This is a genomic window from Gammaproteobacteria bacterium, assembly GCA_017999615.1.
Taxonomy (GTDB): Bacteria; Pseudomonadota; Gammaproteobacteria; order JAABTG01; family JAABTG01; genus JAGNLM01.
This window is the reverse complement of the sequence record JAGNLM010000001.1, coordinates 426,216-440,069: the sequence shown is the minus strand read 5'-3', so window position 1 is coordinate 440,069 and position 13,854 is coordinate 426,216. Positions and strand designations below refer to the sequence as shown.

Sequence of the window (13,854 nt, the reverse complement as noted above, 5' to 3'; positions counted from 1 at the left end):
GGGACCCGCACCGGCATTCCGCCCGCCGGCGCTGTCTCTTTCCCCCGAGGCCAAGCCGGCGGGCCGTGGCCTATACTCCCCGCCGGGTCCACTCTCGACTCGTCGCGGACGGACCCTCGCCTACCGGGCCACCGTGCCACGCAGCCGCCCCCAGTCACCCGAGAGCACACCCACCCGATGAACCTGGACGAGTCGCTCGTACTCTGGCTGAGCGAGAGGTGGGGCTCTCCCCTCCTCGATCCCGTCTTCGTCTGGCTCTCGGACCGTTGGACCTTCTCGTTTCCCCTGGCCGGGTGGCTGCTGCTGGATTCAGTGCGCCGGGCAGGCAGGAGGGGGCTCGCCCTGGGGGCGTTCCTGGTCCTCGCGGTGGCGCTCGGGGACCAGGCCGGGAACGCCCTGAAGCGGGTCGTGCACGAGCCGCGGCCCTGCTCGATCCTCGAGGTGTACGCCCAGGGCCCGGAGGCCGGGGCACGGCGCGCCTGTGCCGTGGAGGGAAACGGGGCGGTCTCCAATCACACCCTGAACTTCGCCCTGGCCACAGTCCTGGTCGCCCGATCGACGCCGTGGACCGGCTGGCACCGGGGCCTCGCCCTGGCGACCGGCCTGGTCGCCGCCTCCCGTGTGTACCTCGGCCGGCACTACCCCGGCCAGGTCCTCGCCGGCCTCGCGGTGGGCGCGGTCCTCGGAATCCTCGGCGCGGCCGTCGCGTGCCGGCTTCGGCTGTGCTTGGGGGAACGCACCCCGTCCCGCGCGGTGGTCGACCCTCCCCCCGTCGCCGAGGCCGTCCCCCGCTCCCACCGCCTCGCCTTCCTGCTGCTGCTCGCCGCCCAGCCGCTCGTTCGCGCAGCACTCCAGCAGGCCGCCGGCCTCGAGCTCCACTTCGACGAAGCCCAGTACTGGGACTGGTCCCGGCATCTCGACTGGAGCTACTACTCCAAAGGCCCGCTGGCCGCCTGGCTCATCGCAGCGAGCACGGCATGGCTCGGTGACGGCGAGTGGCAGGTCCGGTTGCCGGCCTGGCTCGCCTTCGACGGCTTCCTGATCGTGACCTTCCTGGCGACCCGAGAGGTCTCCGGGTCCCTGCGGGCGGCCTGGTGGGCCACCTCCCTCGCGGTTTCGACACCACTGCTCTTCCTGCTCGGCGGCGTCATGACCACGGACGCCCTGCTGCTGCCCCTGTGGACGCTGGGGCTCTGGGGGGCGTGGCGGGTCGCAGAGCGGGGCGAGCCCGCCGGGTGGTACCTGCTCGGCGCGGCCCTGGGGCTGGGTGTGCTGACCAAGCTCTCGATCCTGCTCCTGCCCCTCTTCGCGGCCCCGCTGCTCTTCCTCAGCCCGGGGGCCCGGGCGACCCTGGGAACGGTGCACCCCTGGGCCGCAGGGGCGCTCGCCCTGGCCCTCGCGGCCCCCGTCCTCGGCTGGAACGCCAGCCACGATTGGGTCCTGCTGCGCCACGACCAGGGCCACCTCCTGGGCCCGGGCGAGCGGGGCAATCTGCTGGAGCTCCTGCTCGGACAGGCCGCTGCCGCCCTGCCACTCGTCGCCGGTGTGGCCATCGCCGCCCTGTGGAGGGCCCCGGACGGGCATGGGCCACGTCTGCTGTGGGGCGTGTCCGTGACGACCCTGGGGCTCAACGCCCTCAAGGCGGCCTGGAGCAAGGTCCAGATGAACTGGCCGACCCCGGGTTACCTCGGGCTGTTGCTCCTGCTCGGCGCCCGGGCGCCCGGGCTTTCCCGGCTGCGCCGGAACGCCCTGCGCGCCACGATGGTGCTCGGGCTCGCCATCGCCGGCCTGGCTCACTTTCCCGGCATCGCCGGCCTGCGGGGCGCGCGCGACCCGTTCGCGGAGATGAAGGCCTGGCGCGCGCCCCTGGCCGAGCTCGCCGAGCGGGCCGGAGCGGTCGACTTCCTCCTCGCCCCGCGCTACACGCTGGCGAGCGAGCTCGCGTTCTACTGGCCGGGGCGCCCACCCGTGTACCTCGCGGGGGACTCCGGTCGGCGCATGAGCCAGTACGACCTCTGGCCGGGGGCGGAGCGGGAGGCAGGCCGCACGGGCCTCTTCGTCTCCCTTCGCCCGAACCCGCCCGAGACTCTGGAACGGGCCTTCGGCGCCTGCACGGCGCTCGCCCCCCTCCCGGCGAGAACCCCCGACGGCACCCCGGTGCGGACCCTCTACGCCTGGCGCTGCGCCGGGTACCGGCCGACCGACTGGCCCGCACCGGGCCGGTACTGAGGCAGCCGACCGGGGCCCTCCGGCCCGGCCCGAAACCGCCGGGTCCGCGAACGACAGCGGGGTACGGGGCCTCCTGCTGCTGCCGGGGCCACCGCCGCTGCTAGACTATGCCGCTCCGCGAGCGGCCTGCAGGGCAGGTCCGCAGCGCCCCACGACCCGGACCGTGCCGTGATCAGGTTTCTGCGTTTCCCCTACAACGTGCTCTTGCTGGTCGGGCTCGGCGGGCTCGTCCTCGTGCCCGCGATGCTCGGGTACCTTGCGGCGGGGTTGCCCTCCCCCGAGAGCCTGCGGGAAGTGCGTCTGCCGGTCCCGTTGCGGGTCTATTCGCGCGACGGCCGTCTGGTGGCCGAGTTCGGGAGCGAGCGCCGGGACCCGGTGACCCTCGACCACGTACCGCCCATGCTGGTGCGGGCCGTGCTCGCCGCCGAGGACGCGCACTTCTTCGACCACCCCGGGGTGGACTGGCACGGGATCGCCCGCGCCGCCCTGCACCTCGTCAAGACGGGCGACCGGAGCCAGGGCGGCAGCACCATCACCATGCAGGTCGCCCGCCAGTTCTTCCTCGGCCGGGAGAAGACCTTCGGGCGCAAGCTGAACGAGGTCCTCCTGTCGCTGCGGATCGAGCAGACCCTCAGCAAGGAAGAGATCCTCGAGCTCTACCTGAACAAGACCTTCTTCGGTCAGCGGGCGTACGGCGTCGCGGCGGCGGCCCAGGCCTACTACGGCAAGGACCTCCGGGACCTCACGCTGGCCGAGGCGGCCATGATCGCGGGGCTGCCCCAGGCCCCGTCCCGCCTGAACCCGATCACGGCGCCCGCGCAGGCGGCACAGCGTCGCAACTACGTCCTGCGCCGGCTGTTCGAGCTGAACTGGATCGACCAGGAGACCTTTCGGGCGGCGGTCACGAGCGCGGACGGCGCGCGTCTGCGGGGGGTGGTCGCCGAGGTGGACGCGCCCTACGTGGCGGAGATGACCCGCGCCTTCCTCGAGGGCCGGCTCGGCGAGGACGCCTACGCCGCAGGCCTGCGGGTGTACACCACGGTGGACAGCGGTTGGCAGGCGGCTGCCGTGGCGGCGCTGCGCGGAGCCCTCGAGGCCTACGACGAGCGTCACGGGTACCGCGGTCCCGAGGGCCGGACCGAGACGGCAGGGGACTGGCGGGATTGGGACGAGAGGCTCGCCCATTCCGCTCCCGTGGGAGACCTGCAGCCCGCGCTCGTCCTCTCGGTCGCGGAGCGCGGCGCCACCACCTACGTCCGGGACGTGGGAGAGGTCCGGCTGGAATGGGCGGGCCTGTCGTGGGCTCGTCGCCACGTGGATGCCGACCGGCGGGGCGCGGCCCCGCGCCGGGCATCCGACGTCGTACAGCCCGGGGACATCGTTCGGGTCCAGCGGACCGGAAACGCATGGCGCCTTGCCCAGTTGCCCGCGGTGGAGGGGGCGCTGGTTGCCCTGGACCCCAAGAATGGCGCGGTTCGCGCGCTCGTCGGGGGCTTCGACTTCGCCCAGAGCCAGTTCAACCGCGCAGTCCAGGCCCAGCGCCAGCCGGGGTCGAGCTTCAAGCCGTTCATCTACTCCGCGGCGCTGGAGCGCGGTCTGACCGCCGCCACCGTCATCGTGGACGAACCGGTCTCCTATTTCGACGCCGGCACCGGCAAGACCTGGCGCCCGGCCAATTACGACAACGAGTTCCACGGGCCGACCCGCCTGCGCGAGGCCCTCGCCCATTCGCGCAACATCGTGGCCATCAGGCTGCTGGAACAGGTCGGCGTGGACTTCACGGTCGGCCACAGCCGGCTGTTCGGACTGGACCCTGGCCGACTCCCGCGCAACCTCTCCCTCGCGCTCGGCACCGGGGACGTGACCCCCCTCGAGCTCGCGGGCGCCTACGCGGTCTTTGCCAACGGGGGGTTCCGAGTGGAGCCCCACTTCATCGACCGGGTCGAGGACAGCGCAGGCACCATCGTCTTCGCCACGTCGCCGGCCCAGGCCTGCCCCGAGTGCCCGAGCCCGGGCAGCGCGTCCCCCTCGGGCGCGCGCCCCCCGGACGCCCCGACGAATGCCCAGCGCGTGCTGGACCCGCGCAACGCCTGGACGATGTACTCGATGCTGGGGGACGTGATCCGGCGGGGAACCGCCCGCGCCGCGCTCTCCCTCAAGCGCAAGGACCTCGCGGGAAAGACCGGAACCACCAACGACTTCCAGGACGCCTGGTTCGCGGGCTTCAACCACGCCCTGGTGGCGGTCTCCTGGGTCGGATTCGACCAGTTGCAGCCCCTGGGGCGGGGGGAGACCGGGGGCAAGGCCGCGCTGCCCATGTGGATCGACTTCATGCGCACCGCGCTCGCCGGGGTCCCGGACGAACTGCCCCCCACGCCTCCCGACATGGTGACCGCCCGCATCGACCCCCGCACCGGGGAGCTCGCATACTCCGGCCAGGCGAACGCGATCGTCGAGACCTTCCCGGTCGAGCTCGCCCCCGTGGAGCCGGCCGAGAGCCATGACTTCGGGGAGATGCCGGAGGAAGACTCGATGTTCCGCCGGGCCCCGCCGGCGAGAGTGACCGAGGAGCTCTTCTGATTTCCACCGGGCGACCGGACTTCACGCGTGGCGGGGCCGCGACTGCTGGTACACTTGCGTACCCGAACGAGAGAGGGAGGTGACCGCCATGGCTTACCAGGACCGGGACGAAAGAACCCCCCAAGACACCCGCGAGCGGGAGGCGGCGCCCACGGGATCCAACCTGGCCCTCCTCGCCTCCAGGACCACCAACGCCTTCGTCCGCCTGGTGGGCGTCGCCCTCGTCCTGGTGGGTCTCTGGGCGGGAGTGAAGGTCGTCTTCGAGGCCTGGGGGCTGTACCAGCAGCCGGCGGCCATCGACCGCCTGGCTCACGTCATCGACCATGCCTCTCACGTGGACTCGCTCCTCGTCTCCCGCCCACCCGCTGCCAGCGAGGGCGGGGGCAAGGCAGGCGCCTCCGCCACCCAGCAGGCCCCGGAAGAACCGTTCCGGCTCTCGTATTTCCTCGCCTGGACCCTCGCCATCCTGCTCCTGCTCCTGATCGGGAAGCTCGCCACCTGGACGGTGCGGGCCGGAGGGGAGCTGGCGATCTCCCGCGGCCCCTCGCGACGAGACGCCTGACCCTCTCCCCACGGCGGCCGACAGCGGCCGCCGGCCCGCGTGTCCTCCGCACTGAGCCTGTACCGTGACCCCCGAATGCTCGCGATCCTCGTCATGGGGTTCGCGAGTGGCCTGCCGCTCGCCCTGACGGGCGCGACGCTCGCCGTCTGGATGCGCCAGGACGGCCTGTCGCTCACCGCCATCGGCCTCTTCGCCCTGGTGGGGCTCGCCTACAACGTGAAGTTTCTCTGGGCACCCCTCCTGGACCAGGTGCGGCTGCCGTGGCTCGGACGCCGCATGGGGCGCCGGCGGAGCTGGACGCTCTTCGTCCAGGCCGCCCTCTTCGCCGCGATCCTGCTGCTCGCGGGCAGCGACCCCGCCGGCGCACCGCTCGCAACCGCCGTCGCCGCCGTCACCGTGGCATTCCTCTCCGCGAGTCAGGACGTCGTGATCGACGCCTTCCGCGTGGAGCTCCTCGACGAGCGTGAACAGGGCGCGGGCGCGGCCGCCACGCAGGTCGGCTACCGCCTGGGCATGGTCGCATCCGGCGCCGGGGCCCTGTATCTGGCGGAGTTCTTCGGCTGGGCAGTGGCCTATTCGGGGATGGCCCTGCTGTTGCTCCCCGCCATGGCGGCGGTCTGGGCGACCCCCGAGCCGGCAGCCTCGACGAGGGGAGCAGGCCCCCAGGCCCCCGCCCAGTGGCTGCGGGCCGCCTTCCTCGAGCCGCTGGTCGACCTGACCCGGCGCGCCCACTGGGTACCGATCCTGGTGTTCATCCTGCTGTTCAAGCTCGGTGACGCACTGGCCGGGGTCATGACCAGCGCCTTCTACGTGGACATGGGCTTCACCCGGATCGAGATCGCCAACGTCAGCAAGGTGTTCGGCGTCGCAGCTACCATCGCGGGGGTCCTGGCCGGAGGGGCCATCGTCTACCGGCTGGGGGTACTGCGCGCGCTCCTCGTGACCGGCGTCCTGCAGATGCTGTCCAACCTGATGTTCGCCGCCCAGGCGGTGGTGGGTCACTCGGTCCCGGTGCTCATGGTGACCATCGGCGTGGAGAACCTCACTGGCGGCATGGGGTCCGCGGCATTTGTCGCATACCTCTCGAGCCTCTGCAGCCTGGCCTACACCGCAACCCAGTACGCCCTGCTCTCCTCCCTGGCGGCGGTCGCACGCACCACGCTGTCCGCCGCGGGCGGCGCACTGGCTCAGGGGCTCGGTTGGATCCCCTTCTTCGCGGTGAGCACGCTCGCCGCCGTACCCGGCCTCCTGCTCCTGGTGTGGCTGACGCCCCGAGTGCCGGGCGCTCCGGGGAAGGCCACGCCGGAGCCGGCTCCGGAATCGGCGAGCCCTTGATCGCCGAGCCGGGCGACCCCGGATCCGGCACTGCGTCACAAGCTGTGAACCTGCGCCTGGCGCAACCGGCATGGCGCGCCTATCTCTTTGATATCCACCACGACAGAGGTGCCCATGACCGCAACCCTGTTCCTCTTCGGTGCGTTGACTTCCTTCGGACTGCTGGGCCTCGCCCTGCAGCACATCGAGCGCCACGCGCGCGAGCAACGGCGCGAGTCCACCCCTCCCCTCACGGCACCCCGATGAGCTTGTGGGTCTGCAGCGAGAGCCGCCAGCGCGGGTGCGCGAGGCAGTAGCGCACCGCGAGTGCCGTGTTCCTCTCACGCTCGGGCCCGTCCATCGGCTGCACGAAGAGGTGCCGGAACGCCAGGTGCTCGTAGGCCTCGGGCGGCGCGCCTTCCTGGGGATAGACGAGCTTCAGCTCGTCGCCCGAGTCGAGGGCGAGCGGCACGCCGGCCTTGGGACTGACGCAGACCCAGTCGAGCCCGGCCGGGGCCGGCCGGGTACCGTTGGTTTCCACCGCCACCTCGAAGCCCTCGCCGTGGAAGGCATCGACCAGGGCCTCGTCGAGCTGCAGCAGCGGCTCGCCTCCCGTACAGACGACGAGCGGGCACCCTCCGGAGCCCCCGCCTGCGCCCGCCCGCCAGGCCTGGCCGACCGCCTCGGCCAGGGCGCGGGCATCCGGGAACCTGCCCCCGCCGGGCCCATCGGTTCCCACGAAGTCGGTGTCGCAGAAACGGCAGGCCGCCGCAGACCGGTCCTCCTCCCTCCCCGACCACAGGTTGCAGCCGGCGAAGCGGCAGAACACCGCCGCCCTCCCCGTCCAGGCACCCTCACCCTGGAGGGTGTAGTAGATCTCCTTGACCCAGTAGGTCACGTGGGCAGCGCCGGCCCCTGCTCGCCCCAGCTGAGCATCGCCCCGCAGCCGGGAGTGGCGTAGAGATCGACCCGGTCGAGCACCGGGAGGCTCGGGGCCACCCGCTCCCGGACCCAGCGGGTCAGGGTCGCCGGGTCGGCGTCGGCGAGACCCGGCAGCTCGTTCAGCAGGTGGTGGTCGAGCGCCTTGTAGGTCGGCTGGAAGACCTCCTTCACGTCCCCGTAGTCCACCGTCCAGCCCATGACGGTATCGATCGGCGCGCTGAGGTGCAGGCGCACGAGATAGCTGTGCCCGTGCAGGCGCCGGCGGGGGTCGCCCCGCGGAGCCCGCGCGAGCCGCAGCGCGCTCTCGAACTTCAGCTCCTTCCAGATACGGAAGTGCGCCCCGTCGTAGTGGCAGCCCGCGGTCGTGGTCTCGTACACCGTCACCCACGAGAGCTCGGGCAGCTCCGGCTGCAACCGCCGCCACAGCCACGCCGCCAGCATCTCGCTGGTCGGGTTCTCGAGCCCCGGGAGATCGTTCAGGCAGGCGTGGTGGAGCTCACCCCGAAACGGCGCCCAGAGCGCCTCCAGGCGGTCGAAGTCCACCCCCAGGTCGCGCGTCCCCAGGTCCTGGTCGGCGTGCAGGATGACCTCGAAGCCGTGCCCGTGCATCCGCCCGCAGGGGTGCCCTTGCGGAACCCGCGGCAGCCGGTGGGCGGCCTCGAAGCGAAAGCGCCGCCAGACGTGCACGTGGTCCTGCCCGTCGAGGTCCGCCCCCTGGTCCCGGGTACTCTGGATGCCGACGCTGGCCAGTCCCGGCACCTCCAGGCAGCCCCGCACCCAGCGCGCCAGGTTCTCGTCGGTGGGCACCGCCAGGACCTCGTTCAGGTGCCGATAGTCGAGCCGGCCGACGCAGGCGCCGAGCGCCGCGGCGAGGGCATCGGTCTCCCCGCCGGGAAACCCCGCCCAGCCCGCGGGCAGCTCCGCCCGCACGCGGGCGAGGAAGCTGTGCCCGTGCAGGCGCGCCGCCCGGTGCCCGGGGTCCAGCAGGTCGACCCAGCGGGCCGACTCGAAGGGGGCGGCAGCGAGGTGGTAGAGCAACTCAGGCATGGGGGTCACTGCCGGCCGGGAGCAGCACGACCGCGGGGGGGGACCACTTGGACATTTTCCATTATGGGATTGCCCGCCAAGCGGGTTCAAGGCTCACGCCTCGGGCCCAGGTAGAATGCGCACCACTCCGCCCGCCGCGCCGGCCCGAGTCCCCTCAAGCCGAGCCGACGGGCGACCGCTGCACCCGACAGTCACCCCAGTCCGATCCCGGCCGGAGGGCCCCGCCCCGTGCACGCAGAGTCCCCTCGCAGCATCACGAAAGTGTCCCGCCCCACGGCGCGAGCGACATTCCGGCGGACCTGGAGAGCGCTGGCGATGATGGTGTGGGCGGGCGTTTCCGCACCTGCATCGGCACTCGGCCCGACCGCCCTGGTGGGCAATGCCCCGCAGGCCGAGGCCGAATCGCTTGCCGTCGACGCCTACGTCCACGACCCGCGGGTCGCGGTGCTGCCCCGCACCGGCACACTCGTGGTCACGCTGCCCCTCCTCCACCTGCCCCTCGGCGACGGCGGCTTCCGGTTCCACCTGACCGGGGTCGGCGGTGTGCCCGGAGGGTCCTGGCTCGGCCCCGGCTGGGGCTCGAGCCTGGAGGCCCGCCTGGTCCCCACGGGACCTGACGTCGTCCTGCTGGAGCCTGCCGGAGAGACCCGGCGCTTCCGGCCGGGGCAAGGCGGCCTCTTCGCCGACCGTGGCCTCTCGGTGCTGCGGAGCACCCCCGACGGCTACACCGTCGAGGATGCGGCGGGCCACCGCCGATTCGACCGGGAGGGACGGCTGCGGAGCGTCACCGCCGGCGGCAACGAGGTGGCCCTGGAAGGCCCCCCGGACCGCCCGGCTGCCCTGCGCACAGCGGATGCCACCCTGCTCGAGCTGACGTTCTCCGAGGCCGGCCGCCTCACCGAGGCGCGCGACGGGATCGGACGGGCTGCGCGGCTCGAGTACGACCCCGCGGGGCGCCTGATCCGTGTCGTCGACTTCACCGGGCTCGCGAGCGGCTTTGGCTGGGACGACCGAGGAAGGCTCAGCCGGATGAGCTGGCCCGAGGGCGCCGAGTCCGTGGTCGAGTACGACGGCGAGGGGCGGGTCGCGAGCCTCCGGGGTGCCGGCGGTGCCGTCACCACCTTTCGCTACGGGGGAGACGGCGAGTCGGATTCCACCACGCTCACGGACCCCGCGGGGCGCACGGCCGGGTGGCGCTTCCGCAAGGACGGTCGCGAGGTCCGCGTCACGGACGCACAAGGCGCCACCACCACCAAGACCTTCGACCCGCACGGCCGGCTGGTGCGCATCGAGGACCCGGCGGGCCGCGCGGTGGCATTCGCCTACGACTCGCGCCACCGCGTGACGGCCCGTGCCGCCCCGGACGGCACTCGAGAGACCTTTGTCTACGCAGGCCCGGGCGGTACGCTGAGCGAGGTCCAGTCTCCCGCGGGGCGAACCCTCCTGACGCGCGACCCCAACGGACGAGTGACTGGTGTCCAGGACGAGGGAGGCTCCCTCACTGCATACGGCTACGACGATGAAGGGCGCCTGACGGCGGTCCGCGGCAGCGACGGCGCCGCCGTCACCCTGACCCGGGACGCCCTGGGGCGCATCACCGCCGCCACCGCCCCCGACGGCAGGCGGGAACGCTACACCTACGACGCCCTGGGCAACCCGCTCACCGCGGTCGACGCCCTCGGCCGACTCACCGAGTACTACTACGATCGCGCCGGCCGGCCGCGAGGACACCGGGACCCGGACGGGCGCACGCACCTGGTGCAGGTGTCGCCCGACGGACGCCAACTGCGTCAGGTGGACGCCCGGGGCAATCAGACGGTGGCGAGCCTCGACCCGCGCGGCGAGCCCACGTGGGTGGAGGTGAACGGCCGGCGCACCCGATACAGCCGGGACGCGCTGGGACGGCTGACCGAGGTCACCTTCCCCGACGGGGCCTGGCTGCGTTACGCCTACGACCTGCCCGGGCGGTTGCGGGAGGCGAGCGGCCTGCGGTCCGGCACGGTCCGCTATGCCTACGGCAGCACCGGCCAACTGTCGGAGGTCGAGTGGGCCGGGGCTGCGCGGCGCCGTTTCGCCTACGACGCCAGCGGGCACCTCACCCGTGTCGAGGAGGCGGGACAGGCCGCGGCGACCCTCGAGTACGACGCTGTCGGACGGCTGACGCGGCTGAGCGACGGCGCAGGACGGAGCTGGACCTTCGGCTGGGACCGCGCAGGCCGGCTCACGAGCCGCGGCACACCCGACGGCCGCACCGAGCGCCTGACCTACGACGAGGCCGGGCGGCTCATCGAGCGCGCCGGCAGCGATGGGTCGGGCGAGCGCTATGCGTGGGACAGCGCGGGACGGCTCGCCGGCCTGCACCGCCCGGGCGCCGGGGAGCAGTCCTTCGCTTACGACGGCTTCGGTCGGCTGGCTCGGAACACCTGGCCAGGTGGGGCGCTCAGCTATGCGTACGACCCCGCGGGCAATCTGAGCCGGGTCCAGGAACAACGGAGCGGGCAAGCGGTCGACTACACGTACGACGCCGACGGACTCGCGTTGACGAGGACCCTGCCGGGCGGCCTGCACAGCGAATACGAGCGTGACCGCGAGGGCAACTTGGTGCGGGCGCGGCTCGGCGAGGCCGAGGTGCGAGTCGAGCACGACCCGCTGCGCCGCCGCAAGCGGGTGCACTACGGCCAGACCGCCAGCGCCGAGTATGCCTACGACCCGGAAGGCAGGGTGCAGTCCCTCACCGTGCGCGACGCCTCGGGTCAACCGCTCCTTGGCGTGCGCTACGGTTGGGACACCAGCGGACGCCTCGTTTCCGCCGACCACGACGGGAAGCGGTTCGAGTACGCCTACGACGCGGTGGGGCGGCTCGCCGCCGCGCGCCTGCCCGACGGGTCCCGGCGCGAGTACGCCTACGACCGCGGCGGAAGCCTGGTGCAGGCCGGCTCCACCCGATTCGAGATCGACCCGACCGGGCGGCCCGGGCGCCTGCGCGACGGCACGGCCGAGACAGTACTCGGCTGGGACGCCCGGGGCCGCCTCGCCGAGAGCCGTTCCGGCGCGGGCGCGGTCCGGTTCGCCTACGCCGGGGAGGACCTGGTGCGCGTCGAGCCCTCGGGGCGGGCGGCGGTCGAATACCGCTACGACGGGGAAGGCAACCTGGCCGAGCGAGTCGAGGGGCGGGACAGCGTGCGCTACCTGGTGGACGGCCGGTCCGTGGCAGCGGAGACCGACGGCCAGGGTCGGGTGCGCAGCGCCTACCTCGATGGCGACCGCCTGGACGAGCACCTCGCGCGGCTGCAGGACGGCCAGCCCCAGTACTACGTCACCGACCTCGACCAGAGCGTGCTCGCGGTCCTCGACGGACAGGGTCGGGTCCTCAACCGTTACCTCTACGGACCCTTCGGGGAGCCACTGGAGGCCCGCGAGGAGACTCCCAACTCCTTCCGGTTCCAGGGGCGGCTCTACGACCCGGCGACCCGGCTCTACCACTACCGGGCGCGCTGGTATGCCCCGCAGCTCGCACGCTTCCTCGCCCCGGATCCCCTGCCGGGCGATGCCGCCAACCCCGCGAGCCTGGAACCCTACGCCTTCCTCGACAACGACCCCGTGAACCGCGTGGACCCGCTCGGGACGCAGAGCGCCAGCACGTTCGACGAGTTCGTGCGGTCGCTTCCCGCAGTCCGCAACTTCGTTCGCACCTCGCTCCCGCCGGCTCCGGTCCCGGGCGTCGACCCGCTCAGCTCGGCCGGCCGCGACCTGGCCCAGTTCGCGAGCAAGAACCTGGCCCCCACCGGCGGCCCGACCCTCTGGCAGCCCGGTGCCGGCCTCGACCCGGGACAGCGGGCCACCTATCAGAGCCTGCTCTCCAAGGGGTTCCCACACCGCGCCCCACCGGGCTACGCCCTGCCACCACGGGTTCCGACCGGCCTGAGCGAGTCGCAGGCTGCGGTCAGGCGGCTGCAGGAGGCGGGCCTCCCCAATCAGGCTGGATTCTTCCAGCAGGCCCGCAACGCACTGCAGGACGTCAGGCAAGGGGCGCAGCTCTACGGCAAGGAGGTGTCGGGCACGCTCACCCTGGTGGGAGGCTTTTGGGGGGCCCTGCAGCAGCCGGTGAGCTTCATCGCCGCACTGCCCGGGGGCGGAGTCATCGTGGCCGGCGCGGTGGCAATCTCCGCCGGCGGCGGATATCTCATCGGAACCGGACTGAACCAGATCGGGCCCGTGCAGAGCTTCAGCACCGCACTGATCAGCAGTCTCCTGGGGTACGACAAGGCCGGCCTCGACGCCCAGCAGCAACTCGGCCCGAAGACTCTCGCAGGCCAGCAGAGGGCCATCGCCCAGAACCTGAGCCAGTTCGCCCGGTCGGGGCTACCCTTCGACCCGCCGGACCCCTCGCTCGCCCAGGGCACTGTGGGCCTGGACCGCAACCCACCCCCCGAGGGACAGCTCGAGGGACGCAAGGGCAGGCGGCCGGGAGCCAAGGGAACCCCAGGGGGCACCGGAGACCGGCAGGACGCGGGCGACGAGCAGGAGACGGGGAGCAACGGCGAAGGCGAGCAGGAGACGGACGGGGACGACGAGGGTGGGCGCGACGAGACCGAGGACGGTCCCCGCGCCCCACCCAACGCACCACCGATGGCCGGGGGGTCCGCGTTCGCCAAGCTTGCGGGCAAGACCCTCAGCGGGACGCTGAAGGCCGAGTCGGCAGCCCCCGTCAGCACATCGCTGACGCTCACGGTCGGACCGGGCGACGTGGTCGAAGGCAGCTTCCGCTTTCCCGTCTTCTACGAGGAGGACAGAAGCGTGAAGGGACATGCCGAGGTCAAGGTGTCGGGCAGCTATGCTCCCGCCTCCGGCTCGCTGAGTCTGAGCTTCGTGGGGTCATCGAGCCGCGAGCAGAAGGACGTCATCAAGGTCCCCAAGGCAACCCTGACCAAGAGCGGGCTGACGGTCACCGAGGTCAAGGAGACCCTGGTCTTTCGCTGGGTCGGCAAGGTCGAGGGCACGCTGTCCGGGATCGCCACCTCCGACAGCACGGCCCAGGGCACGCTCGAGGGCACCTACACGCACACCGCCACGAGCAACGTCGAGGAGGCCCCGCCCTCCGAACCATGGGTGATGCCCCTCAAAGGGAACTGGACGGTGAGCGCGCCTTGAGTCATCGGCGCGGACACCGGCGCACATGC

Annotated in this window: 7 protein-coding genes; 5 read left to right on the top strand and 2 right to left on the bottom strand. The window is 72.5% G+C overall.

Annotated elements, in window-relative coordinates; genetic code table 11:
- Window positions 1-177 precede the first annotated feature (177 nt).
- From KA217_01875 to KA217_01860, 4 genes are all read left to right on the top strand, one after another.
- Complete coding sequence (locus KA217_01875) at window positions 178-2,229, top strand: glycosyltransferase family 39 protein (GenBank protein ID MBP7711203.1); 2,052 nt, start codon at window positions 178-180, stop codon at window positions 2,227-2,229.
- Between the two features lie 243 nt (window positions 2,230-2,472).
- Window positions 2,473-4,809, top strand: a complete 2,337-nt coding sequence (locus KA217_01870; GenBank protein ID MBP7711202.1) for a penicillin-binding protein 1A — start codon at window positions 2,473-2,475, stop codon at window positions 4,807-4,809.
- A 79-nt stretch (window positions 4,810-4,888) separates the two neighbouring features.
- Window positions 4,889-5,371, top strand: a complete 483-nt coding sequence (locus KA217_01865) for a hypothetical protein (protein MBP7711201.1) — start codon at window positions 4,889-4,891, stop codon at window positions 5,369-5,371.
- Window positions 5,372-5,446: 75 nt separating this feature from the next.
- On the top strand, window positions 5,447-6,706 hold the full coding sequence (locus KA217_01860; protein ID MBP7711200.1) for an AmpG family muropeptide MFS transporter: 1,260 nt from the start codon (window positions 5,447-5,449) through the stop codon (window positions 6,704-6,706).
- A 229-nt stretch (window positions 6,707-6,935) separates the two neighbouring features.
- Here KA217_01860 and queE read toward each other — a convergent pair whose 3' ends face one another.
- Both queE and KA217_01850 read right to left on the bottom strand, forming a co-directional pair.
- Complete coding sequence (gene queE, locus KA217_01855; GenBank protein ID MBP7711199.1) at window positions 6,936-7,583, bottom strand: 7-carboxy-7-deazaguanine synthase; 648 nt, start codon at window positions 7,581-7,583, stop codon at window positions 6,936-6,938.
- A complete protein-coding gene (locus tag KA217_01850) occupies window positions 7,580-8,674 on the bottom strand; it encodes a 6-carboxytetrahydropterin synthase (GenBank protein MBP7711198.1) in 1,095 nt (364 codons plus the stop codon). Before KA217_01850 ends, queE begins: the two co-directional genes overlap by 4 nt.
- 315 nt (window positions 8,675-8,989) lie before the next feature.
- Here KA217_01850 and KA217_01845 point away from each other — a divergent pair, with 315 nt between their 5' ends.
- Window positions 8,990-13,825: an RHS repeat-associated core domain-containing protein gene (locus tag KA217_01845; GenBank protein ID MBP7711197.1), complete on the top strand. Its 4,836-nt coding sequence runs from the start codon at window positions 8,990-8,992 to the stop codon at window positions 13,823-13,825.
- Window positions 13,826-13,854 lie beyond the last annotated feature (29 nt).